General features: G+C 66.0%; 21 protein-coding genes, 1 other RNA gene and 1 pseudogene. 14 read left to right on the forward strand and 9 right to left on the reverse strand.

The window, feature by feature from the left end:
• Positions 1 to 83: 83 nt before the first annotated feature.
• The 5 genes from J6500_RS28145 to ffs form a co-directional block, all read right to left on the reverse strand.
• Positions 84 to 509: a hypothetical protein gene (locus J6500_RS28145; RefSeq protein WP_225715959.1), complete on the reverse strand. Its 426-nt coding sequence runs from the start codon at positions 507 to 509 to the stop codon at positions 84 to 86.
• Positions 510 to 649: 140 nt separating this feature from the next.
• A complete protein-coding gene (gene recR, locus J6500_RS28150; RefSeq protein WP_225715960.1) occupies positions 650 to 1,255 on the reverse strand; it encodes a recombination mediator RecR in 606 nt (201 codons plus the stop codon).
• Positions 1,256 to 1,348: 93 nt separating this feature from the next.
• Positions 1,349 to 1,669 carry a YbaB/EbfC family nucleoid-associated protein gene (locus J6500_RS28155; protein ID WP_225715961.1) on the reverse strand — a complete coding sequence of 107 codons (321 nt, stop codon included), beginning with the start codon at positions 1,667 to 1,669 and terminating at the stop codon, positions 1,349 to 1,351.
• A gap of 21 nt (positions 1,670 to 1,690) precedes the next feature.
• Positions 1,691 to 3,541 carry a DNA polymerase III subunit gamma/tau gene (locus J6500_RS28160; RefSeq protein WP_225715962.1) on the reverse strand — a complete coding sequence of 617 codons (1,851 nt, stop codon included), beginning with the start codon at positions 3,539 to 3,541 and terminating at the stop codon, positions 1,691 to 1,693.
• A 214-nt stretch (positions 3,542 to 3,755) separates the two neighbouring features.
• Positions 3,756 to 3,852, reverse strand: an RNA gene (gene ffs, locus J6500_RS28165) — signal recognition particle sRNA small type.
• Between the two features lie 109 nt (positions 3,853 to 3,961).
• Here ffs and J6500_RS28170 point away from each other — a divergent pair.
• From J6500_RS28170 to J6500_RS28195, 6 genes are all read left to right on the forward strand, one after another.
• Positions 3,962 to 4,378, forward strand: coding sequence for an HIT domain-containing protein (locus J6500_RS28170; RefSeq protein WP_225715963.1), 417 nt, complete (start codon positions 3,962 to 3,964; stop codon positions 4,376 to 4,378).
• 6 nt (positions 4,379 to 4,384) lie between these two features.
• Entirely contained in the window at positions 4,385 to 5,335 is a 951-nt protein-coding gene (nudC, locus tag J6500_RS28175) for an NAD(+) diphosphatase (protein WP_225715964.1), read from the forward strand.
• A 79-nt stretch (positions 5,336 to 5,414) separates the two neighbouring features.
• Positions 5,415 to 6,362, forward strand: coding sequence for a sugar kinase (locus J6500_RS28180; protein WP_225715965.1), 948 nt, complete (start codon positions 5,415 to 5,417; stop codon positions 6,360 to 6,362).
• Positions 6,363 to 6,438: 76 nt separating this feature from the next.
• Positions 6,439 to 6,936, forward strand: coding sequence for an Lrp/AsnC family transcriptional regulator (locus tag J6500_RS28185; protein WP_225715966.1), 498 nt, complete (start codon positions 6,439 to 6,441; stop codon positions 6,934 to 6,936).
• A gap of 84 nt (positions 6,937 to 7,020) precedes the next feature.
• On the forward strand, positions 7,021 to 7,395 hold the full coding sequence (locus J6500_RS28190; RefSeq protein WP_312018245.1) for a hypothetical protein: 375 nt from the start codon (positions 7,021 to 7,023) through the stop codon (positions 7,393 to 7,395).
• Positions 7,379 to 8,842, forward strand: a complete 1,464-nt coding sequence (locus J6500_RS28195) for a methyl-accepting chemotaxis protein (protein ID WP_225715967.1) — start codon at positions 7,379 to 7,381, stop codon at positions 8,840 to 8,842. Before J6500_RS28190 ends, J6500_RS28195 begins: the two co-directional genes overlap by 17 nt.
• Positions 8,843 to 8,967: 125 nt before the next feature.
• On the opposite strand, the gene J6500_RS28200 is transcribed toward J6500_RS28195, so the two are convergent.
• From J6500_RS28200 to J6500_RS28215, 4 genes are all read right to left on the reverse strand, one after another.
• Positions 8,968 to 10,467 carry a phosphomannomutase/phosphoglucomutase gene (locus J6500_RS28200; RefSeq protein ID WP_225715968.1) on the reverse strand — a complete coding sequence of 500 codons (1,500 nt, stop codon included), beginning with the start codon at positions 10,465 to 10,467 and terminating at the stop codon, positions 8,968 to 8,970.
• 495 nt (positions 10,468 to 10,962) lie between these two features.
• Entirely contained in the window at positions 10,963 to 11,475 is a 513-nt protein-coding gene (locus J6500_RS28205) for a TIGR02281 family clan AA aspartic protease (RefSeq protein WP_225715969.1), read from the reverse strand.
• A gap of 160 nt (positions 11,476 to 11,635) precedes the next feature.
• A complete protein-coding gene (gene hrpB / locus J6500_RS28210; protein ID WP_225715970.1) occupies positions 11,636 to 14,104 on the reverse strand; it encodes an ATP-dependent helicase HrpB in 2,469 nt (822 codons plus the stop codon).
• Positions 14,105 to 14,256: 152 nt separating this feature from the next.
• The gene (locus J6500_RS28215) at positions 14,257 to 15,576 is read right to left on the reverse strand and encodes a UDP-glucose dehydrogenase family protein (RefSeq protein WP_225715971.1); all 1,320 of its coding nucleotides are present in this window, start codon (positions 15,574 to 15,576) and stop codon (positions 14,257 to 14,259) included.
• A 165-nt stretch (positions 15,577 to 15,741) separates the two neighbouring features.
• Between J6500_RS28215 and J6500_RS28220 the strand changes: the two genes are divergently transcribed.
• The 8 genes and pseudogenes from J6500_RS28220 (at position 15,742) to J6500_RS28255 (ending at position 22,589) form a co-directional block, all read left to right on the forward strand.
• Positions 15,742 to 16,806 (forward strand): acyltransferase family protein, encoded by a 1,065-nt coding sequence (locus J6500_RS28220; protein WP_225715972.1) that lies wholly within the window; start codon positions 15,742 to 15,744, stop codon positions 16,804 to 16,806.
• 234 nt (positions 16,807 to 17,040) lie between these two features.
• Positions 17,041 to 17,652, forward strand: a complete 612-nt coding sequence (locus J6500_RS28225) for a sigma-70 family RNA polymerase sigma factor (protein ID WP_225715973.1) — start codon at positions 17,041 to 17,043, stop codon at positions 17,650 to 17,652.
• 345 nt (positions 17,653 to 17,997) lie between these two features.
• Positions 17,998 to 18,523, forward strand: a pseudogene (locus tag J6500_RS28230) (cytochrome c biogenesis CcdA family protein).
• Positions 18,524 to 18,540: 17 nt separating this feature from the next.
• Positions 18,541 to 19,119, forward strand: coding sequence for a thioredoxin family protein (locus tag J6500_RS28235; RefSeq protein ID WP_225715975.1), 579 nt, complete (start codon positions 18,541 to 18,543; stop codon positions 19,117 to 19,119).
• A 161-nt stretch (positions 19,120 to 19,280) separates the two neighbouring features.
• Complete coding sequence (locus tag J6500_RS28240; protein ID WP_225715976.1) at positions 19,281 to 20,690, forward strand: cytochrome ubiquinol oxidase subunit I; 1,410 nt, start codon at positions 19,281 to 19,283, stop codon at positions 20,688 to 20,690.
• The gene (gene cydB / locus J6500_RS28245; protein ID WP_225715977.1) at positions 20,687 to 21,697 is read left to right on the forward strand and encodes a cytochrome d ubiquinol oxidase subunit II; all 1,011 of its coding nucleotides are present in this window, start codon (positions 20,687 to 20,689) and stop codon (positions 21,695 to 21,697) included. The genes J6500_RS28240 and cydB overlap by 4 nt, the downstream gene beginning before the upstream one ends.
• Positions 21,697 to 21,825, forward strand: coding sequence for a DUF2474 domain-containing protein (locus J6500_RS28250; RefSeq protein WP_225715978.1), 129 nt, complete (start codon positions 21,697 to 21,699; stop codon positions 21,823 to 21,825). The genes cydB and J6500_RS28250 overlap by 1 nt, the downstream gene beginning before the upstream one ends.
• Positions 21,826 to 21,995: 170 nt before the next feature.
• Positions 21,996 to 22,589: a L,D-transpeptidase gene (locus tag J6500_RS28255; RefSeq protein WP_225715979.1), complete on the forward strand. Its 594-nt coding sequence runs from the start codon at positions 21,996 to 21,998 to the stop codon at positions 22,587 to 22,589.
• The last annotated feature ends 25 nt before the right edge of the window (positions 22,590 to 22,614 follow it).

Consider the following 22,614-nt stretch of genomic DNA (forward strand, 5'->3'; position numbering starts at 1 on the left):
ATAATGGGTCCTGGCTTTCGCCAGGACGACGCTGAACGTTTGGTGCCGCTCATGGGCGATGACAGCGGAATTGGGGCGCGAGCCTACTTCGTCACCACGCTCCACTTTGTGACGATGGCTTCGCTGACCTGGCCGGCGTCCTGGGCGCAGGCGACCTCGTCGATCTTCACCGAGATTTCCTTGCCGACGAGCCGCTTGAGCTGCGTGGTCTGCGCGTCGCTGGTGGTGACGAGCTGGAAGGTCTCGGGACCGGTCTCGAGGTTGCAGAGGCCGTTCGGCGCCGGCAGGCGGCGCGGCTCGCTGGTGATCTGGTAGGTCGCGACCCGCTTGCCCTGCTTGCCGGCACGCACCCGCAGGGCGCTGAGTTCCCCCGACAGCACGTCGCCGGCATGGATCGGCTTGCCGGGCTTCTGCGGCACGTCGGCCTGCTGCGCTATCGCGCAGGGGGACGCCAGAGTTACCGCCAGAAGCGCAAAGCTCAGGCGGACGCCGAATCGGTATGTCGTCATGTCGAGTGAATCCGTATTTGATTCGCGAGCAGCGTGAATGACCGTCCCCGAATCGTCATCCACCCTATCACATTGTTTCAGCGCGGCCTCTTCAGATGCCCAACGGGCATCGCCGCGTCCGGCCTTTTGAACCTTTGGCGCTAGAATAGCGTCCGCTGCCGCATCGCAGCCGATAGCGTACCTTCGTCGAGATAATCAAGCTCGCCGCCGACCGGGACGCCATGCGCCAGCCGCGTCACCCGCACATTGGCTTCCGATAACAGGTCGGTGATGTAATGCGCCGTGGTCTGGCCGTCGACGGTGGCATTGAGCGCCAGGATGATCTCGCTGACCTCAGGCGCATGCGCGCGTGCCACCAACTGATCGATGGTGAGGTCCTGCGGGCCGACGCCGTCGAGCGGCGACAGCGTCGCGCCCAGCACGTGATAGCGGCCATTGGTCGCGTTGGCGCGTTCCAGCGCCCAGAGATCGGCAACATCGGCGACCACGACAATGATCGAGGGATCGCGGCGTGGATCGGTGCATACCGTGCAGGGATTATGTGTATCGATGTTGCCGCAGGTCTTGCAGACCTGGATCTTGTCGATCGCCACCTGCAGCGCCGCGGTCAGGGGCGTCATCAGCGCTTCGCGCTTCTTGATCAGGTGCAGCGCCGCGCGCCGCGCCGAGCGCGGCCCAAGCCCGGGCAAACGCGCCAGGAGCTGGATCAGGCGTTCAATCTCGGGGCCGGCAACGCTTGCGGGCATTAGAGCATGATCCGGAAAAGTGCGAAGCGGTTTTCCGAGAAGATCATGCTCAAACAAAGAGCCAAGCGATGATTCATCTTGATCTCACCGCACCTATGTCGGACCGAATCCCGGCGGCAGGCCGAGGCCGCCGGTGAGCGCCATCATCTTTTCCTGCATCGCGGTCTCGGCCTTGCGGCGCGCATCGCCCAGCGCGGTGACGAGCAGGTCCTCGAGCACCTCGCGCTCTTCTTCCTTCATCAGCGAGGGATCGATCTTGACGCCCTTCACCTCCATCTTCGCGGTCATGCGGACCGCGACCAGGCCGCCGCCGGAAATGCCCTCGACCTCGACATTGCCGAGTTCGTCCTGCATCGCCTGCATCTTCGATTGCAGCTGCGCTGCCTGCTTCATCATGCCGAGAAAATCAGCCATGGCTCAATCCCTGTGACCAGATCAATCGTCGTCGCTGTCGGAAGTTTCAATCGCGTCTTCGCCGGCGGCATCCGCGACCGGGACCTCGGCGGCCAGGCGGCGAACCTCGATCACCTTGGTGCCGGGAAATCGCGCCAGCACCTCCTGCACCCGCGGATCGGCCTCGGCGGCGCGCTGATGCTCGCTGCGCGCCTGTTCGTTCTGCGAGCGCACCGTCGGCTGGCCGGCCTCGTTGGAGATGATCACGGTCCAGCGCCGCCCGGTCCATAGTTCGAGCTTGCGCGACAGATCGGTGACCAGCGCGCGCTGGGCTTTCGGCTCCAGCGCGATCTCGAGCTGGCCGTCCTCGATGCGCACCAGCCGCACATCGGCTTCCAGCGCGGCCTTCGTCATGATGTCGCGCTTCTCGCCGGCGAGCGCGATCAGTTGCGGAAAGCTCGATATCCGCAGCGCGGGTGTCGCACCGGCTGCAGGCGCGGCCATCTGCGGCCGCGCCGCGAGATCGGCGCGCGGCGCGCCCTGCGGCGCGCGGACCGGCGCGGAGGATGCCGCAGACATCGCCGATGTCGGCGCGCCGCGTGACGCCGCTGAAGCCCCTGATGATATCGCGGGCGCCGAGCCGCCGCCATTCTGCTCGATCATCCGGATGACTTCGTCCGGCGTCGGCAGGTCGGCGACATAGGCGATCCGCACCAGCACCATTTCCGCCGCCGCCGCGGGCCGCGTCGCGGTCTGCACCTCGGCGATGCCCTTGAGCAGCATCTGCCACATCCGCGACAGCACGCGCGTCGACAGCTTGGCCGCATACTCGCGCGCGCGGACGCGCTCGGTCTCGCCGAACGCGACATTGTCTGCGGTCGCGGGGACGAACTTCACGCGGGTGACGAAATTGACGAACTCGGCGAGATCGGACAGCACCACGACCGGATCGGCGCCGACGTCGTATTGCGCGCGGAACTCGGCGAAGGCGCTGGCGATGTCGCCACGCGCCAGCGAATCGAAGAGGTCGATGACGCGGGTGCGGTCGGCGAGGCCGAGCATCTGCCTGACCGCATCGGCCTTCACCTGGCCGGCGGCATGCGCGATCGCCTGGTCGAACAGCGACAGCGAGTCGCGCACCGAGCCTTCGGCGGCACGCGCGATGATGCCGAGCGCCTCCGGCTCGACCCCGACGCCTTCCTTGGCCGCGATATTGCCGAGGTGCTTCATCAGCACGTCGGCCTCGACGCGGCGCAGGTCGAAGCGCTGGCAGCGCGACAGCACCGTGATCGGCACCTTGCGGATCTCGGTGGTGGCGAACACGAATTTTGCGTGCTCCGGCGGCTCCTCCAGCGTCTTCAGGAAGGCGTTGAACGCCGCCGTCGACAGCATGTGGACTTCGTCGATGATGTAGACCTTGTAGCGCGCGCTGGCCGGCGCGTAGCGCACGCTGTCGTTGATCTGGCGGACATCGTCGACGCCGGTGTGGGAGGCGGCGTCCATCTCCAGCACGTCCATGTGCCGGCTTTCCATGATCGCCTGGCAGTGCACGCCGAGGTCGGGCATGTGGATGGTCGGCCCCTGCACCGAACCGTCCGGCTTCTCGTAGTTCAGCGCGCGGGCAAGAATGCGGGCGGTCGTGGTCTTGCCGACCCCGCGCACCCCGGTCAGGATCCAGGCCTGCGGAATCCGCCCGGTCTCGAACGCGTTCGAGACGGTGCGCACCATGGCCTCCTGGCCGATCAGGTCCTCGAAGCTGGAGGGGCGGTATTTGCGGGCGAGGACGCGGTAGGGCCTGGCGGCATCCGCCGCGCCCAAATCGAAACCGCCTTGGTCAAAGCTGCCTTGGCCTGCACCGTCGGACGAGTGGGGAGGGTCGCCAGCGTCGTTCATGCGTCGATCCGCAACTTGATCTCTCCAGAGCGTTTTCCGCTCCGATGGAATCGGAGCGGAGCTCTGGATTCTTGTTTTGACGCGTTTTCTTTACGCGAACCGGTAACCACTTCGCTCAAAAACGCTCCAGGGCAGCCGGCGTGCGGATAGGAGCCAAAATCGAGCGGCCGGGCGCGGAGACCGCCGTTCCAGCGCGATTCGCTCGGAAAAACAGGTAGGAGACTGACGAGCGACCCGATCCGGACCTCGTTAGGGCTGCTTCCTTCCGGACCTGACCCGGTTGGCGAGTGGCTCGTCCACCGCCAATCTCCCGGTCCCTATTTGGGGCCAAAAGCGCCGGAAAGCAAGCGGCCTGACGCAGCTTGGCGGTCCGGTTTGTGGGACTTGTAAGGGAACACGGAAAGGCATTACTTGCCCCTCATGCCCGCCACATGGACGCTGCACGCGCAGCTCGAGAAAGACACCATCGATATTGGCGACCTGCCGCTGTGCAAGGTGCTGGTCATCAAGGACGCGCATTACCCCTGGCTGCTGCTGGTGCCGAGGCGCGAGGGCGCGGTCGAGATCATCGATCTCGACGAGGTCGCGCAGGCCCAGCTGATGACCGAGATCACCCGGGTCTCGCGGGCCCTGAAAGAGATCACCAAATGCGACAAGCTGAACGTCGCGGCGCTCGGCAACATGGTGCCGCAGCTCCACGTCCACGTCATTGCCCGCCGCACGACCGATGCTGCATGGCCGCGTCCCGTCTGGGGCGTGATGCCGCCGCTGGCGCATGACGCCGAGGAAGTGCAGAATTTCATCAACGCGCTTCGCCGCAAGATCTGGTTGGGTTGATATTCAATGTCCGCATCCAATTCGTTTCCGCTCGGGCAACCGGCCTTCGTCACCAATGTGCTCGACCGCGCGGCGCATCTGCGCACCAATGACGAAAAGCTGTTCGCGCTGGAGGGCCACCGCGAGGCCAGAGCCTATGTGATCTACCGCGACTCGCTGGTGGTGAAGCGGGAGGATGGCGGCGCCCGCGCGCTGCTGTCGCTCGACGAGGCGCGCGGCTTCGGCGCCAATCCCGGCACGATCTTCCTCGGCCTGCGCGACGGCGCGCCGGTGTTCGGCATGGGCATCGCGCCGCAGGCCGCCGAGAAGCTGGTCGGGCGCAGCGACGTCGCGGTCACCGAATTGCGCGGCATGGCGATGCAGGGCGTGGTGCCGGTCGAGCAGCTCTCGGCCATCGCGATGGCGAAATCGCTGGTGAGCTGGCACCAGCGCCACGGCTTCTGCGCCAATTGCGGCGTGCGCACCGCGATGAAGGACGGCGGCTGGAAGCGCGAATGCCCGAGCTGCAAGGCCGAGCATTTCCCGCGCACCGACCCGGTCGTGATCATGCTGGTGACCCATGGCGACCGCGTGCTGCTCGGCCGCCAGAAGCAGTTCATGCCCGGCATGTATTCCTGCCTCGCCGGCTTCGTCGAGGCGGCCGAGACCATCGAGGATGCGGTGCGCCGCGAGATCTTCGAGGAATCCGGCATCCGCTGCACCGACGTCAATTACTACATGACGCAGCCCTGGCCCTATCCGTCATCGCTGATGATCGGCTGCACCGCGCGCGCGACCAACGAGGAGATCGTGGTCGACCGTGCCGAGCTGGAGGACGCCCGCTGGTTCGACCGGGCCGAGGCGACGCTGATGCTGAAGCGCGAGCACCCCGACGGCCTCGCCGGCCCGCATCCGTTCGCCATTGCCCATCATCTGCTCGGCCGCTGGGTGCACGACGGAGCCGGCTCCGGCAAATAGTGGGAACCGGACATCGTTCTGCCGATTAGATCGGACACCGGTTCTGGCAGTTGACGGAACCCTCGCGACGGACCCCCGCATGAATCCTCAAAACGGCGCCTCAAAAGTCCCGCCCCGCATCCTCTGCATCGGCCTTCCGGTGCGCGACCTGACCTTCCGCGTCAGCGTGCCGGCGCGCGGCTCTAAGGAAAATGCGACGCATTTCGACGAGATCTGCGGCGGCAACGCCCTGAATGCGGCGATCGGGATCGCCCGGCTCGGCGGCCGCGCCTCGATCTGCGGACCGATGGGCGATGCCAGGGAAACCTCGAGCCGCTACATCTTCGAGAAAATGGCCGAAGAAGGCATCGAGACCAACCATCTCATCCACATGCCGAACCTGGTGACGCCGATCTCGGCGATCATGATCGACGACACCGGCGAGCGCACCATCGTCACCTTCCGCGATCCCGAACTCTGGAAGGTGAAGCTGCCGCCGACCGACGTGCTGCTGGAGGATTGCGCGGCGATCCTGACCGAGAGCCGCTGCGCCTCTTTCTGCACCGAGCTGTGCGCCGAGGCTGTCAGGCGCGGCATCCCCGTGGTAGTCGACGTCGACCGCGCGATGTCGATGCGCGAGGGGTTGCTTACCGCCTCCTCCCACCTGGTGTTTTCCAGCGAGCCGCTGCAGGAGACCGCCGACGTCACCGACGACGGCCAGGCGCTGCGGAAGCTCGCCGAGCTGACCCCCTCCTTCCTGGCCGGGACCCGCGGCCCAAGGGGCACCATCTGGCTCAATGAGAGGGGCGCGCTGGAGGAGACCCCGGCGTTCCCAGTGCATACCGTCGACACGCTCGGGGCCGGCGACGTCTTCCACGGGGCGTTCGCGCTGGCCGTCACCGAGGGGCAGGAGCTGCGGCAGGCGCTGCGCTTCGCCTCGGCCGCCGCAGCGCTGAAATGCACCCGCTACGGGGGCGCTTATGCCGCACCGCAACGTGCTGAAGTTGAAGCGTTTTTGGCCGAACACCAGGAAGCCTCGACGGTTTAGGCGGACAGGAACCGCTTGCTCGAGAAGATTTTTCTCTATATGAGGGATATCGAACCTTCATGTGGAACTTTCTTCTATGTCCGACGCTGCCATTCAGATTCCAGAGAACCGCCGGCTTGACGCCATCGACCGCAAGATCCTGACCGTGCTGCAGGAGGACGCCTCGCTCTCCGTCGCCGAGATCGGCGACCGGGTCGGGCTGTCGTCGACGCCGTGCTGGAAGCGCATCCAGCGGCTGGAGGCCGACGGGGTGATCCTGCGCCGGGTGGCGCTGGTCGACCAGAACAAGATCGGGCTCGGGATCTCGGTGTTCGTCTCGGTCGAGAGCGCCGACCATTCGGAAGCCTGGTTGCGCAAATTCGCCGACGCCGTCAGCGCCATGCCGGAGGTGATGGAGTTCTACCGGATGGCCGGCGACGTCGACTACATGCTGCGCGTCGTTGTCGCCGACATGCAGGCCTATGACGTCTTCTACAAGAAGCTGATCTCAGCGGTGCCGCTGAAGAACGTCACCTCGCGCTTCGCGATGGAGAAGATCAAGTCCGTGACCGCACTGCCGGTGCCGGCGGCGTAACTCACCGCCACACCCTTGCGCGAACACCCCAAGTAGTTTGCCGGTGCAGGCATTTACCTGAAGTTAGCGCCGCCAGCATAGTCTATGCCCATGGAGCCGGGGGGCATCATCCCGACGACGCGATGGCCTGCATGGCTGGGCGCGGCTGCGCTGCTGATCACGAGCTGGATCGTGCTGGCGGCGATGTCGCTCCAGGCGCGTGCGGGTGCCGAGTTGGTCGCTATCGCTTTTCCGCCGTGGTGGAAGGCTGAACGGGCGTTTCAGGCCACAGCATCCGCCAATGCGTCGATCGTCCGGATGACTGCCGTTCCGACCGTGCTGGTGGTGCGGCCCGATCGCGACGACGGGCTGCGCCGGCTGTACGCGGCCGGTGCCTGGCTGACCCTTGATCCGCAGGCGATCGCCGCCTGCTTCAAGGCCAATGACGACCTGGGGGCTGGGGATGTTCGAAGGCAATGAAATGGCCGCGCTGCGCGGCACGGCCGGCAAGATCCTGCTCGCGGTGCTCTGGCTGCACGTGCCGATCGCAATCGGCATCGGCCTCGTGCTGCACACCGAATGGCTGATGCCCGCTGCCTTCATGGTGGCGATGGCGCTGGCCACGACTTTGTCGTGGCGCGCGTCGGGCAATGGCGCTGCGACCCGCATGATCGTCGCCGTCGCCCTGATGGCCGGCGTCTCGATGCTGGTCTACCAGTTTGCCGGCCACGCCTGGCAGGTCGACATGCACATGTATTTCTTCGCGGCGCTCGCCTGCCTCGTCGCCTATTGCGACTGGCGGCCGGTCGTCGCCGGCACCGCGGCGGTCGCGCTGCATCATTTGACGCTGAACTTCCTGCTGCCGGCCGCGATCTATCCCGGCGGCGCCGATCTCGGCCGTGTCGTGCTGCACGCCGTCATCCTGCTGATCGAGGCCGGCATCCTGATCTGGCTCGCCCACACGCTGGCCGGCCTGTTCGAGACGGCGGCCCGCAAGACCGCGGAGGCCGAGGCGGCCGGCGCCGCCGAAGCGCGCGCCAATGCCGACCGCCTCGAGGCCGAGCAGGCCAAGCAGAGCCGCGACGCGGCGCGGCGCGAGCTTGCCGCCGGCTTCGAGCGCAAGATCAGTGACGTCGTCGCGGCGGTCGCGGCGGCAGCAGGCGCGATGCAGTCGCTGTCGGCGTCGATGGACGACGGCAACGCGGAAACCATGCGCCAGGCCGCAGCGGTCGCCTCCGCATCGAGGCTGGCATCGAGCAATGTGGAAACCGTCGCGTCGGCGACCGAAGAGCTCACCGCCTCCGTCAACAGCATCGCCGAGCAAGTGACGCGCTCGACCCAGATTGCCGCCAAGGCCGCCGAGGAAGCGCGCCGCACCAACACCGTGGTCGAGGGGCTCGCCGCCGGCACGCAGAAGATCGGCGAAGTGGTGACGCTGATCTCGAGCATCGCCAGCCAGACCAACCTGCTGGCGCTGAACGCGACCATCGAGGCGGCCCGCGCCGGCGAACATGGCAGGGGATTTGCCGTGGTCGCGAGCGAGGTCAAGGCGCTCGCCAATCAGACCGCCAAGGCGACCGAGGAAATTTCGGCGCAGATCCAGGACATCCAAAGCGCAACCGGCGAGGCCGTCGGCGCCATCGCCGCGATCGGCGGCACGATCGCCGAGATCGACCAGATCGCCGGCGAGATCGCCGCCGCGGTCGGCCAGCAGGGCGCCGCGACCCGCGAGATCTCCGGCAACCTGCAGCAGGCCGCTGACCGCACCAGGGATGTCAGCAGAGGCATCCTCAGCGTCAATCAGGCGTCCGAGCAGGCCGGCAAGTCCAGCGCGCAACTGCTCGATGCCGCGAACGGCCTGTCGTCCCAATCGGACCGGCTGAAATCCGAGCTCGACCGCTTCCTGGACTCGCTGCAGGCGGCGTGATGCCGTCAATGCAGATCGTCACCCGCGGGCCTGACCGGCGTGTCCATAGACCTGCGCAAGGATCTTTCGGCGATGGATTGCCGGGTCAAGCCCGGCAATGACAATCGGAGAAGATACGGCTCCGCTCAGATCTTCTGATTGTACTCGCCGACTTCGGGATGGGTGCGCAGCACCGAATCCATCGCCTCGAACATGTCGTGCATGCGCCGTTCGCTGACCGGGCTTTCGACCACGACCACCAGCTCCGGCTTGTTCGATGACGCCCGCACCAGCCCCCAGCTGCCGTCCTCGGCGGTGACGCGGACGCCGTTGACGGTGACGAGATCACGGATCGCCTGGCCCGCGACCTTCCCGCCCTTCTGCTGCAACGTCTCGAAGTGCTTTACCACGGCGTCGACGACGCCGTACTTCGCTTCGTCTGCGCAATGCGGCGACATGGTCGGTGACGACCAGGTCTTCGGAATCGCGTCCTTCAGATCGGCCATCGACTTGCCGGGCGCGCGATCGAGCATCTCGCAGATCGCGATCGCCGACACCAGGCCGTCGTCATAGCCGCGGCCGAACGGCTTGTTGAAGAAGAAATGGCCGGATTTCTCGAAGCCGGCGAGCGCGCCCAATTCGTTGGTGCGGCGCTTCATGTAGGAATGGCCGGTCTTCCAGTAGACGGTCTTGGCGCCCTGCTTTTGCAGCACCGGGTCGGTGACGAACAGCCCGGTCGACTTCACGTCGACGACGAACTGCGCGTCCATGTGGATCGCCGACATGTCGCGCGCCAGCATCACGCCGACCTTGTCGGCAAAAATCTCCTCGCCGGTGTTGTCGACCACGCCGCAGCGGTCGCCATCGCCGTCGAAGCCGAGACCGACATCGGCCTTGTGCGCCAGCACCGCATCGCGGATCGCGTGCAGCATCTCCATGTCTTCCGGATTTGGATTGTATTTCGGGAAGGTGTGATCGAGCTCGGTGTCGAGCGGAATCACCTCGCAGCCGATCGCCTCCAGCACCCGCGGCGCGAAGGCACCCGCGGTGCCGTTGCCGCAGGCGGCGACGACCTTGAGCTTGCGCTTCAGCTTCGGCCGGTTGGTGAGGTCGGCGATGTAGCGCGCCGGATAGTTTTCATGGAATTGGTAGGAGCCGCCGGCCTTGTTGTTGAACTCGGCGTTGAGCACGATCTGCTTCAACCGCGTCATCTCGTCGGGGCCGAAGGTGAGCGGACGGTTGGCGCCCATCTTGACGCCGGTCCAGCCATTGTCGTTATGCGAGGCGGTGACCATGGCGACGCAGGGCACATCGAGATCGAACTGCGCGAAGTATGACATCGGGGTGACGGCAAGGCCGATATCATGCACCTTGCAGCCCGCCGCCATCAGGCCCGAGATCAGCGCATATTTGATCGAGGCGGAATAGCCGCGGAAATCATGGCCGGTGACGATCTCCTGGCGGACGCCGAGCTCCGCGATCAGCGCGCCGAGCCCCATGCCCAGCGCCTGCACGCCCATCAGGTTGATTTCCTTGTTGAACAGCCACCGTGCATCGTATTCGCGAAACCCGGTCGGTTTCACCATCGGCTCGGATTCGAACGCATAGGTATTCGGAACCAGCGCGGATTTCGGCTTGGGAAACATCAGGAATGGCCTCGTGGGAGTGCGGAGAAACAATGCCGCTGGCTTTAGCGAATGCATCGCCGCAGCGAAAGGCGGGATTGACGGCTTGTGGCTAATAATTGCGGCAGATTTGGCGTCGGCAAAATACTGCCATCATCCACCCGTCCTTGCAGGTTGGCGCAATACGCCGCGTTGTTGCGTCCTAGGACCTGCCTGACCGCTAATCGCTCCGATCCAGCATGGCTTCTGCAGGGGTGGCCAGGCATGGACAGGTGCGGTTGTTATTTCAGCCGCTCCCGCTCTGCAATCTGCGCGTCGAATAGTGCTCGACCAAGCCATGCTCGACCAAGTCAGTTGACACGTCGGCAACTCACTCGCTTTCGACTCACAAGGTTGTGGGGCCGAATGCCGACTTCATCGGGGCTGGAGAGAGCGGAGAGATCGAGCGTTGCTGTAAGATGACGGGTAAAAATCAGCCTGGCGGTTTGCTGGTTTAAGGCTTGGTGCCAATCGGCCTTACTGCTCCAGCACCAGCTTGCCGTTGGCGTATTCGAAGCGCTTCAGCTTCGACAGGAAGGACAGGCCGAGCAGGTTTTCCGAAAGCGCCTCGTCGGGCAGCACCAGCGCCTCGACGTCGCGCACGGTGAGGTCGCCGAGCGTGATCATGGCGATGCGCGTGGGCGCGGCCTTGATGGTGCCGTTGGCGGTGGTTACGCGCGCGGTGTAGGCGTTCGGCGTCGGGCGCACGCCGAACCGCGCGGCCGAGCTCTCGTTCAGCGCGACCACCGATGCGCCGGTGTCGATCATGAAGTTGACGCGCTGGCCGTCGATGCGGCCGTCGGTCGCGAAATGACCGCGGGAGTCGCGGGGAATGCTCAGCGTGCGGGCGCCGGCCTGCGCCACCGTGACGGCGGACGCTGCGATCAGCGGCGTCGTGGTCGCAGCGGCGGGCGTCATCCTGCTGGCCATCTGGGCCATGAACGTGCCCAGCCCGATCAGGATGGCCGCGAAAATCATCAGGTTACGCATGACACCATACTCGGACAACCGAACACGCAATTTCACCACGCCGCGCACCCCGCCGCGAGCAAGGGCGGCAGTGCGAACCTGCCATTTTGGCGAAAAGGATGAGCGAAGAGTTAATGCGAACACTCGGTTCGCGTGAAGAAACCGATCTAGCCCAAAGCGCTCAGGTGCCGCGCGGCTTCACCCGCCTGGTCGGCAATGCGCTTGCGGGATCCTCCGGCCAGGGGTGGCGCGGGTAGCGGCCGCGCAGGTCGGAGCGGACGGCGGCATAGCTGCCGCGCCAGAATCCCGGCAGGTCGCGCGTGACCTGCACCGGGCGCTGCGCCGGCGACAGCAATTCCAGCACCAGCGGCACCGCGCCCTTGGCGATCGAGGGATGGGTGTTGAGCCCGAACAGCTCTTGCAGCCGCACCGCGATGGTCGGACCCTGCTCGGCCTCGTAATCGATCGCAAGCTGGGTGCCGGTCGGCGCCTCGAAATGCGTCGGTGCCTCGCGGTCGAGCCGCGCCCGCAGCTCCCACGGCAACAGCGCCGTCAGCGCATCCGACAGATCGCCGGCGGAGAGATCCTTCAGCGCCGCCTTGTCGTAGAGCGCCGGCACCAGCCAGTCGTCGGCGCGCGCGGCAAGCGCGGCATCCGACAGATCGGGCCAGCTGTCGCCCTCGGCCTTGCGCAGGAACATGACGCGGTCGCGCCATTGTTTGGCGTGTTTCGACCAGGGCAGCCGGTCGAGCCCGGCCGCGATCAGACCATCGGCGAAGATGCGCGCGGTCTCGGCCGACGGGGTGAGCGGCATCGGCGCCTCCGACAGCGTGATCGCATGCAGCGATCGCCGGCGGCGCGCACGCAGCGCCATGGCGCCGCGGTCGAACGTCACCTCCTCGACGTTGTCGATCTGGTCGCCGAAGCGCTGCTCGATCTCCTCCAACGTGATCGGCGCCGCCAGCAGGATGCGGCCGCTCGCCGCCGTTCCGGTCAGCTCGGCGACCGCGATGTAGGGCGCACGCGCCAAGCCTGAGGTCTGCTCGACGGCAGCGCCGCGGCCATTGGCCAGCACGAAACTGCCATTGCCGCGGTTCTTGGCGACACGATCCGGGAACGCGAAGGCCAGCATCACGCCGGTCGAGAGAGTCTGCTCTTCGCTCACTGACGCCTCGACCTGTCTCGCCCAGCGCTCAGCCATGCTGCGCGCACTCGACGCGCGTTGCGACCGGTCACGGCGGAACTGATCGAGCCTGACATCGAGGTCGACGCTGTCGCCGCCGAGCCCGCGCTCGGTGAGAACAGCCGCGATGTCGGCCGCCGCCTCCGCCGCGCCGAAGCGGGCGGAATCCACGATCATGCGCGCCAGCCGCGGCGGCAGCGCCAGCGCGCGCAGGCTCTTCCCCTCCGCAGTGATGCGCCCGTCGCCGTCGAGCGCACCGAGCTCTGATAGCAGCGCTTTGGCCTCCTTCCAGGCCGGCGCTGGCGGCGGGTCGAGAAAGGCAAGGCCCGCAGGATCGCTGACACCCCATTGCGCGAGGTCGAGCACCAGCGAGGACAGGTCGGCGGACAGGATTTCGGGCGCGGTGTAGGCCGCAAGTGAGGCGGTCTGCGGCTCGTCCCAGAGCCGGTAGCAGACGCCGGGCTCGATGCGGCCGGCGCGGCCGCGCCGCTGGTCGACCGCCGCACGCGAGGCCCGCACCGTCTCCAGCCGGGTCAGTGCAATATCAGGCTCGTAGCGCGGCACTCGGGCGAGGCCCGAATCCACCACGATGCGGACCCCCTCGATGGTCAGCGAAGTCTCGGCGATCGACGTCGCCAGCACCACCTTGCGCACGCCCTTCGGCGCCGGCGCGATGGCGCGGTCCTGCACGGTCGCATCGAGCGCGCCGAACAGCGGCACGATCTCGACCGACGGGTCCTGTACCCGTTCGGCGAGGAACGTCTGCGTGCGCCTGATCTCGGCCGCGCCGGGCAGGAAGGCGAGCACCGAGCCGGCATCAGCGCGTAGCGCAGTCGCGATGGTCTCCGCCATCTGCCGCTCCACCGGCGCATCCATCTTGCGGCCGACATAGCGGGTCTCGACCGGGAAGGCGCGGCCCTCGCTCTCGATCACCGGCGCGTCGCCGAGCAGTTCGGCGACGCGCGCGCCGTCGAGCGTCGCCGACATCACGAGGATGCGCAGATCCTCGCGCAGCCCGGCTTGCGCGTCGCGCGCCAGCGCCAGCCCGAGATCGGCATCGAGCGAGCGCTCGTGGAATTCGTCGAACAAAACAGCGGCGACGCCGGTGAGTTCGGGATCGTCGAGGATCTGCCGCGAGAAGATGCCCTCGGTGACCACCTCGATCCGCGTCGCGCGCGACACCTTGGAGCCGAAGCGGACGCGATAGCCGACCGTCTCGCCGGCACGTTCACCAAGCGTCTTCGCCATCCGCTCGGCGCTGGCGCGCGCGGCGATGCGGCGCGGCTCCAGCACGATGATCTTCTTGCCCCTGGCCCAGGGGACGTCGAGCAGCGCCAGCGGCACGCGCGTGGTCTTGCCGGCGCCGGGCGGCGCCACCAGCACCGCGGCGTTGTGGCCCTCGAGCGTGCGGTCGAGGTCATCGAGCACGGCATCGATCGGGAGGGGTGAGTCAAAAGTTCGAGGCAATATTGATCCGGTGTGGCGACACTTCCCCTCGCTCCGCTTGCGGGGAGAGGGTCAGGGTAAGGGGACTTTCCACAGCGCGCTTGTGGCGAGCCCCCCTCACCCGGCGCTCCGCGCCGACCTCTCCCCGCAAGCGGGGCGAGGTGAAACAGATATCACGTCCGCGGCAGCGACGGGCGGCCGACGCTCTCATAGGCAAAGCCGAGCGCGGCCATGTCCTCGGGCCGGTAGATGTTGCGCAGGTCGATCACGACCGGCTGCTTCAGCTCGGCCTTCAGCCGCTCGAGGTCGAGCGTGCGGTACTGCACCCATTCGGTGACGACGACCATGGCATCGGCACCCCTGACGCAATCATAGGGATCGTCGCAATATTCGATGTCGGGCAGCTCCTTGCGGGCCTGCTCCATGCCGACCGGATCGTGCGCGCGCACCTTGGCGCCCATGTCGAGCAGCCCGGTGACCAGCGGGATCGACGGCGCCTCGCGCATGTCGTCGGTGTCGGGCTTGAAGGTGAGGCCGAGCACCGCGATGGTCTTGCCGCGCAGGTTGCCGCCGGACAGGCTGGCGACCTTGCGCGCCATCGCGCGCTTGCGGTTGTCGTTGACGCCGAGCACCGCCTCGACGATACGCAGCTGCACGTCGTGGTCCTGCGCGATCTGGATCAGCGCGCGGGTGTCCTTGGGGAAGCAGGAGCCGCCGAAGCCGGGACCGGCATGCAGGAATTTCGAGCCAATGCGGTTGTCGAGCCCGATGCCACGCGCGACCTCCTGCACATCGGCGCCGACCTTTTCCGACAGATCGGCGATCTCGTTGATGAAGGTGATCTTGGTGGCGAGGAAGGCGTTGGCGGCATACTTGATCAGCTCCGCCGTGCGCCGCGCCGTGTACATCACCGGCGCCTGGTTCAGCGACAGCGGCCGGTAGACGTCGCCGAGCAGCTTGCGGCCGCGCTCGTCCGAGGTGCCGACCACGATTCGGTCGGGGAATTTGAAGTCGCGGATCGCGGCGCCCTCGCGCAGGAACTCCGGATTGGAGGCGACCACGACATCGGCCGCGGGATTGGCCTCGCGGATCAGCCGCTCGACCTCGTCGCCGGTGCCGACCGGCACGGTCGACTTGGTGACCACGACGGTGAAGCCTTTCAGCGCGGCGGCGATCTCGCGCGCGGCGCCGTAGACATAGGTGAGGTCGGCATGGCCGTCGCCGCGCCGCGACGGCGTGCCGACCGCGATGAAGACCGCGTCGGCCTCGGCCACCGGCGCCGGGAGGTCGGTGGTGAATTCGAGGCGCTTGGCCTTCACATTGGCCGCGACGAGCGCATCGAGGCCGGGCTCGAAGATCGGGATCTCACCGCGATGCAGCGCGGCGATCTTGCCGGCATCCTTGTCGACGCAGGTCACATGGTGACCGAAATCCGCAAAACAGGCGCCCGACACCAGCCCCACGTAACCCGTGCCAATCATGGCAATGCGCATGAAACAACCCGCTTCCTATGGTTAACCGCCCCTGGATTCGTGCGCCTCTTAGAACATTTGCCGACCCAGGGAAAGCGCAGGTCCCGGCACATTGCTTGAATGAATTTAGGAGAACGCAACGGATCGGGCCGATGATGGCGCCGGCCACGCTGAAACGAGACGAAGATGACCAGAAACGGCACAACCACCGCGACAGATCGTTCCGCCGGAACGGCCGGACGCGTCGACTGGGTCGACTATGCCAAGGGCATCTGCATCGTGATGGTGGTGATGATGCACTCGGTGCTCGGGGTCGAGAAGGCCGCCCACGAGATCGGCTTCATGAATTATGTCGTGATGTTCGCGAAACCGTTCCGGATGCCGGATTTCTTCCTGATTTCCGGGCTTTTCCTCTCAGTCGTGATCGATCGCGACTGGCGCACCTATCTCGACCGCAAGGTGGTGCACTTCGCCTATTTCTATGTGCTGTGGGTGACGATCCAGCTCGGCTTCAAGGCGCCGTCGATGGCCGCCGAGTCAGGCTGGAGCCAGGTCGGGCTGCTTTATCTGCAATCCTTCATCGAGCCGTTCGGCACGCTGTGGTTCATCTATCTGCTGCCGATCTTCTTCGTCGTCACCAAACTGACACGTAATGTTCACCCATTCGTCATCTGGCTGCTCGCCGCCGCGCTCGAGATGGCGCATGTCGCGACCGGCTGGATGGTGATCGACGAATTCTGCTCGCGCTTCGTCTATTTCTTCACCGGCTACATCCTGGCCGACTACGTCTTCGCGCTGTCGGACCGCGCGCGGGCACGACCCGCCCTCGCCCTGCTCGGATTGGGCGTCTGGGCGCTCGTCAATGGCGGCCTGGTCACGCTCGAGGTCAGCGAATGGCCGCTGGTGTCGCTGGCGCTTGGGCTCGCCGGCGCCTGCGCGATCATCGTGATCGGCACCTTGCTGGCGCGGGCGCGCTGGCTCAACTTCCTGCGCTTCTGCGGCGAGCATTCTATCGTGATCTATCTCGCCTTCTTTCTGCCGATGGCCGCGACCCGGACGCTCCTGCTGCGGACCGGCGTGATCGCCGACATCGGCCTGATCTCGCTGATCGTGACCGCGGTCGGCGTCGCCGGCTCGCTGGTGATCTGGCGGCTGGCGCTGGCGGCCCGGGCCAATTTCCTGTTCGAGCGGCCGGCCGCGTTCTGGATCGCCCCGAAGAAGGCAGCGCCTGCTTTGCAAGCGGCCGAATAGTGCCAAAAGTCACTCCGGGATTCGTTCAATCGGAGCGGATTCTTGCCGTTCGAATTTTCCACCCATTGAAATAATTGGTTTTTTGGCCCCGAATGTTTCGTCGCGGCGCCGCCGACGAAACAATTCTCCCGCTCACGAAACCATTTTCCGCTTTTCGCGCAGACATCCAGAAACCGGCGGTAACTAACAATCCTCCCAACGAACTGCCGCCTAACGGCGAACTGGGAGCCTGTCATGCCGAACGTCATCGCCATCAACGCCGCAGCCAAGAAGCACATTGTCGCTGCCCGCGCGACCTCGGATGAAATGCTGCTCGAGAGTATCGGCAAGGGCGACCGCACCGCGATGCATGTGCTCTATTCCCGCCACAACGTCCGGGTCTACCGTTTCGTGCTGCGGATGGTGCGCGATACCACGCTGGCCGAGGACCTTGTCAGCCAGGTGTTCCTGGACGTCTGGCGCACCGCCACGCAGTTCGAAGGCCGCTCGCAGGTTTCGACCTGGCTGCTGTCGATTGCCCGCTTCAAGGCGCTGACCGCGCTGCGCCAGCGCAAGCATGAGGATATCGACCAGGAGGACGTGCTGGAGATCGCCGACAGCGCCGACACGCCGGAAACCTCGCTGGACCGCGCCACCACCAGCCAGATCCTGCGCGCCTGCGTCGCCAAGCTGTCGCCGGCGCACCGCGAGATCATCAACCTGGTCTACTACCATGAGAAGTCGGTCGAGGAGGCCGGACAGATCATCGGCATTCCGCAGAGCACGGTGAAGACCCGCATGTTCTACGCCCGCAAGCAGCTCGCCGACCTGCTGAAGTGCGCCGGCGTGGACAGCGTGGCGGCATAGAAAGCCGAAAATTTCCGACGACGAAACAATTGAAACAGACGACGACATCGGCCCGAAAAATTTAGCCCTTATACCTGCTACCGACGACGACGCTTTTTGAACCAACCTCCCAAGTAGCCTCCAACGACCCGGCGGGATGCCCCCTAGCCGGGTCGTTCTCTGTTTGGCGCATGCTTGCGATCAGCCCCGGTCCGATTTGCGTGATGCAGAGCCTGGCCCGTCTCACACAGACGTGAGGGTGTCAGCGACCGGATCGGCGTAACGGCGCAAGCCGTCTCCCGAAGTACATCAGGCGTCCCTGGCACGGCCTGATCAGGCGCGCCGGGATCTGATGGACGGATGACGATGCTCAGCCTTGCTCTTGCCCTGCTTGCCGGTGTCGCCACCGTCGCCGCCCCCTGCACCCTGCCGATGCTGCCGATCCTGCTCGGGGCATCGATAGGGCAGACTCGCAAGGCGCGGCCCGCGATGATCGCGCTCCGCCGCGGGCAATCTCGGCAACGCCGTGCCGTCGCCGAGCTTGTTCGGCGGCTTCGTGCTCGGCTCGACGCTCGGCCTGGTCTGGACGCCGTGCGCGGGCCCGGTGCTCGGCTCGATCCTGACCATCGTCGCGACCTCGAAGGACACCGCGTGGGCGAGCCTGCAGCTCGTCATCTACGCGGTCGGCGCGGCGATCCCGATGCTCGCGATCGCCTATGGCGGCCAGACGGTCACCACCCGCGTGCGCGGCCTGGCGCGGATCGCGCCGCGGCTGCAGCAGGGCTTCGGCGTCGTGATCATCGGCTTCGCCGCGCTGTCCTACCTGCAATACGACACGCTGATCGTGGCGTGGCTGACGCAATTCTATCCCAACGGCCAGATCGGCCTGTAGACCGAGAGGAGAGTTCGATGCCCGTCCGCCTGCTTGCCGTATCCGCCCTCGTTGCCGCCCTCGGCCTCGGCGGCGCCGTGATCCCCGGCCTCTGCACCGAGGCCGACGTGCCGGCGCGGCCGGTGCCGATGCTGACCGCGATGACCGCGGGGCAGACCGAGACCGCGCCCGAATTCGTCGGCATCAACAGATGGTTCAACTCGCAGCCGCTGAAGCTGGCCGATCTGCGTGGCAAGGTCGTGCTGGTGGACTTCTGGACCTATGGCTGCGTCAATTGCGTCAACACACTGCCGCATGTCACGCAACTTCATTCAAAGTACCGGGATCGCGGCCTCGTCGTGATCGGCGTCCACACCCCGGAATTCCCGTTCGAGCATTCCGCGTCCAACGTGCAGGCGGCGCTGAAGCGCCACGGCATCCTCTATCCGGTGGCGCAGGACAACGACTCGCAGACCTGGAACGCCTACCGCAACCAGTATTGGCCGGCGCAATATATCATCGACCAGAACGGCAAGATCGTGTTCCAGCACGCCGGCGAGGGCCAGTATGACGAGATCGACCGCACCGTCGCCCGGCTGCTGAACGCCAACAGCTAGAGCGGTTCGCGCATAATGGCGTCAAGAAAGCGCATCAAAACAAGACTCTAAGGGTTTGCTCCTGATTCAATAAGAGCAGCAATCCCTAGACAATCCGTCCCGTATTGCCGTCACCTCTGGCGTGGTAGGCTCCACGCCAGAGCAGTGATGGATGGTGCGTGATGTTCGAAGGCTGGGATGCGGTCGCGCTGGCCCGCGCGCAATTTGCTTTCACGATGTCGTTCCACATCGTGTTTCCGGCGTTCTCGATCGGCCTTGCGAGCTACCTCGCGGTGCTGGAAGCGCTGTGGCTCATCACCAGGCGCGAGGTCTACATCAACCTGTTCAAATACTGGCTGAAGATCTTCGCGGTCGCGTTCGGCATGGGCGTGGTGTCGGGCATCGTGATGTCCTACCAGTTCGGCACCAACTGGTCCGCCTTCGCCGACAAGACTGGGCCGGTGATCGGCCCGCTGATGGCCTATGAGGTGCTGACCGCGTTCTTCCTCGAGGCGGGCTTCCTCGGCGTGATGCTGTTCGGGCTCGAGCGCGTCGGTCCCCGGCTGCATTTCGTCGCGACGCTGATGGTTGCGATCGGCACGCTGATCTCGGCGTTCTGGATCCTGTCGGCGAATTCCTGGATGCAGACGCCGGCCGGTCACGCCATCAACGCCGACGGCCAGTTCGTCGCCGCCGACTGGCTGAAGCTGATCTTCAACCCGTCGTTCCCCTACCGTCTCGTGCACATGGTGCTGGCGGCCTATCTCACCACCTCGCTGGTGGTCGGTGCGGTCGGCGCCTGGCATCTGCTGCGCGACCAGCATCTGGCCGGACCGCGCGTGATGTTCTCGATGGCGATGTGGATGGCGACCCTGGTGGCGCCGCTGCAGATCCTGGCCGGCGACCAGCACGGCCTCAACACGCTGGAGCATCAGCCCGCCAAGGTGATGGCGATGGAAGGCCACTTCCAGAGCCATCCGAATGGCGCGCCGCTGGTGCTGTTCGGCTGGCCCGACGAAAGGGACGCCAAGGTGAAATACGCGATCGAGGTGCCGAAACTGTCGTCGCTGATCCTGAAGCATTCGCTCGACGCGCCGCTGGCCGGCCTCGACACCGTGCCGCGTGAGAACTGGCCGCCGGTGCCGATCACCTTCTGGGCGTTCCGCGTCATGGTCGGGCTCGGCTTCCTGATCATGGGGCTCGGCCTGCTCAGCCTTTTGATGCGCGTGCGCGGAATGATGTACCAGTCGGCGCTGCTGCATCGCTTCGCGGTCGCGATGGGGCCGGCCGGGTTCATCGCGGTGCTCGCGGGCTGGATCACCACCGAGACGGGACGGCAGCCTTTCACCGTCTACGGGCTGCTGCGCACCGCCGACTCGGTGTCGCCGCTGGCGGCGCCGGCGGTCGGCTCCTCGCTGATCGCCTTCATCATCGTCTATTTCGCCGTCTTCACCGCGGGCGTGATCTACATCCTGCGGCTGATGGCACAGCCGCCGCAGCCCGGCGAGCGGGGCCCGGCGACCGACCTGCCGGCACGGGCCGCGGGCATCACGCCGGCGGCAGGTGCCGCAGCTGTGGAGGGCGCACGATGAGCATCGCGATCGACCTCACCACGATCTGGGCCTTCATCATCGCCTTTGCCGTGTTCGTCTATGTCGTGATGGATGGCTTCGATCTCGGCCTCGGCATCCTGTTTCCATTGTTTCCGCAGAAGACCGACCGCGACGTCATCATGAACACGGTGGCGCCGGTGTGGGACGGCAACGAGACCTGGCTGGTGCTCGGCGGCGGCGGCATGATGGCGGCGTTTCCGCTGGCCTATGCGGTGCTGATGCCGGCGCTCTACACGCCGATGATCGCGATGCTGCTCGGCCTCGTGTTCCGCGGCGTCGCCTTCGAATTCCGCTGGCGCACCCAGAAGGCGCGCAACAAGTGGGACATCGCCTTCACCGGCGGCTCGCTGCTGGCAACGGTGGCGCAGGGCATTGCGCTCGGCGCCATCCTGCAGGGCATCCATGTCGAGGGACGCCACTATGCCGGCGGCTGGTGGGACTGGCTGACGCCGTTCAGCATCCTGACCGGCGTGTCGCTGGTGATCGGCTATGCGCTTCTGGGCGCGACCTGGCTCGTGCTGAAGACCGAAGGCGGGCTGCGCGAGCGCGCCTACGTCTTGAGCTGGGTGCTGCTGATCGCGATGCTCGGCGCGATCGGCGCGGTCAGCATCGCGACGCCTTTCCTCGCCGTGCAATACACCCAGCGCTGGTTCGCCTGGCCCAACATCATCCTGACCGCGCCGGTGCCGATCGCGGTCGCCGCCGTCACCGCGCTGCTGCTGCGTGCGCTCAGCAATCGCAATGACGTCCAGCCATTCTTCCTATCGCTGGCGCTGTTCGCGCTGTCCTATGCCGGGCTCGGCATCAGCATGTATCCCTACATCGTGCCGCAGAGCATCACGATCTGGCAGGCCGCCGCGCCGGAGAACAGCCAGATCTTCATGCTGTTCGGCGTCTCGATCCTGATCCCGCTGATCCTCGGCTACACCGCATGGGCCTATTGGGTGTTCCGCGGCAAGGTCCGTCCCGGGCACGGGTACCATTGATGCCGACCGATCCATCCCGGCGGCCGCTCGGCCAGCGCCTGCTGTGGTTCGTGGCGCTGTGGCTCGGCGGCGTCGGCACCGTGGCGCTGATCTCGTTCGTCCTGCGAATCTGGATCGCGCCGAAGTAAAGCCGGACACCGTCGCGCGTTTCTACCCGGCGACAAAAAACGGAAGCATTACAGCGATATACCGACCATGCTCGCCGCAAGCTTGCCATCAAGCTGCCGCTGGGATTTGATGATTCGGCGATTTGGGTGGAGCAACCGTTTGGCCTCGGGCCAACAAGGAGAGCTTTGCAATGACGAGACTTCGTCACCTGGTCTGGATGTTGATCGCCACGGGCGTCCTCGTGCTGTCGACATCGCAGGGCTTCGCCCAGGGGCGCCCGGACGCCGACGAGCCCGGCCTGATCGCCGACGACAGCTACGAGCTCGATCCGGAATGGCAGAAGCAGGTGGTGTATTACCGCACCAACGAGGCGCCGGGGACCATCATCGTCGCCACCGCCGAGCGCCACCTCTATCTCGTCCAGGGCAACGGTCGCGCGCTGCGCTACGGCATCGGCGTCGGCCGCGAGGGTTTTCAGTGGCAGGGCCTCGTCACCATCACCCGCAAGGCGGAGTGGCCGGACTGGGTGCCGCCGCCCGAAATGATCGCCCGTCAGCCCTACCTGCCGCGCTTCATGGCCGGTGGCCCCGGCAACCCGCTCGGCGCCCGCGCCATGTATCTCGGCACCACGGTCTACCGCATTCACGGCACCAACCGGCCCGACACGATCGGCACCGCCGTCTCCTCGGGCTGCTTCCGCCTGGTCAACAACGACGTCGCCGACCTCTACAACCGCGTGCCTGTCGGCACCAAGGTGATCATCCGCCAGAAGCCCGAACTCTAGCCGCTCACCCGCCTTCGATATCCGT

It is taken from the genome of Bradyrhizobium semiaridum (assembly GCF_020329505.1).
Classification (GTDB): Bacteria; Pseudomonadota; Alphaproteobacteria; order Rhizobiales; family Xanthobacteraceae; genus Bradyrhizobium; species Bradyrhizobium semiaridum.

Excerpts from the sequence above, each read along its gene's own strand:
- J6500_RS28145 (WP_225715959.1), bottom strand. The coding sequence starts at position 509 with ATGACGACATACCGATTCGGCGTCCGCCTGAGCTTTGCGCTTCTGGCG.
- recR (WP_225715960.1), bottom strand. The coding sequence starts at position 1,255 with ATGCCCGCAAGCGTTGCCGGCCCCGAGATTGAACGCCTGATCCAGCTC.
- J6500_RS28155 (WP_225715961.1), bottom strand. The coding sequence starts at position 1,669 with ATGGCTGATTTTCTCGGCATGATGAAGCAGGCAGCGCAGCTGCAATCG.
- J6500_RS28160 (WP_225715962.1), bottom strand. The coding sequence starts at position 3,541 with ATGAACGACGCTGGCGACCCTCCCCACTCGTCCGACGGTGCAGGCCAA.
- J6500_RS28170 (WP_225715963.1), top strand. The coding sequence starts at position 3,962 with ATGCCCGCCACATGGACGCTGCACGCGCAGCTCGAGAAAGACACCATC.
- nudC (WP_225715964.1), top strand. The coding sequence starts at position 4,385 with ATGTCCGCATCCAATTCGTTTCCGCTCGGGCAACCGGCCTTCGTCACC.
- J6500_RS28180 (WP_225715965.1), top strand. The coding sequence starts at position 5,415 with ATGAATCCTCAAAACGGCGCCTCAAAAGTCCCGCCCCGCATCCTCTGC.
- J6500_RS28185 (WP_225715966.1), top strand. The coding sequence starts at position 6,439 with ATGTCCGACGCTGCCATTCAGATTCCAGAGAACCGCCGGCTTGACGCC.
- J6500_RS28190 (WP_312018245.1), top strand. The coding sequence starts at position 7,021 with ATGCCCATGGAGCCGGGGGGCATCATCCCGACGACGCGATGGCCTGCA.
- J6500_RS28195 (WP_225715967.1), top strand. The coding sequence starts at position 7,379 with ATGTTCGAAGGCAATGAAATGGCCGCGCTGCGCGGCACGGCCGGCAAG.
- J6500_RS28200 (WP_225715968.1), bottom strand. The coding sequence starts at position 10,467 with ATGTTTCCCAAGCCGAAATCCGCGCTGGTTCCGAATACCTATGCGTTC.
- J6500_RS28205 (WP_225715969.1), bottom strand. The coding sequence starts at position 11,475 with ATGCGTAACCTGATGATTTTCGCGGCCATCCTGATCGGGCTGGGCACG.
- J6500_RS28215 (WP_225715971.1), bottom strand. The coding sequence starts at position 15,576 with ATGCGCATTGCCATGATTGGCACGGGTTACGTGGGGCTGGTGTCGGGC.
- J6500_RS28220 (WP_225715972.1), top strand. The coding sequence starts at position 15,742 with ATGACCAGAAACGGCACAACCACCGCGACAGATCGTTCCGCCGGAACG.
- J6500_RS28225 (WP_225715973.1), top strand. The coding sequence starts at position 17,041 with ATGCCGAACGTCATCGCCATCAACGCCGCAGCCAAGAAGCACATTGTC.
- J6500_RS28235 (WP_225715975.1), top strand. The coding sequence starts at position 18,541 with ATGCCCGTCCGCCTGCTTGCCGTATCCGCCCTCGTTGCCGCCCTCGGC.
- J6500_RS28240 (WP_225715976.1), top strand. The coding sequence starts at position 19,281 with ATGTTCGAAGGCTGGGATGCGGTCGCGCTGGCCCGCGCGCAATTTGCT.
- cydB (WP_225715977.1), top strand. The coding sequence starts at position 20,687 with ATGAGCATCGCGATCGACCTCACCACGATCTGGGCCTTCATCATCGCC.
- J6500_RS28250 (WP_225715978.1), top strand. The coding sequence starts at position 21,697 with ATGCCGACCGATCCATCCCGGCGGCCGCTCGGCCAGCGCCTGCTGTGG.
- J6500_RS28255 (WP_225715979.1), top strand. The coding sequence starts at position 21,996 with ATGACGAGACTTCGTCACCTGGTCTGGATGTTGATCGCCACGGGCGTC.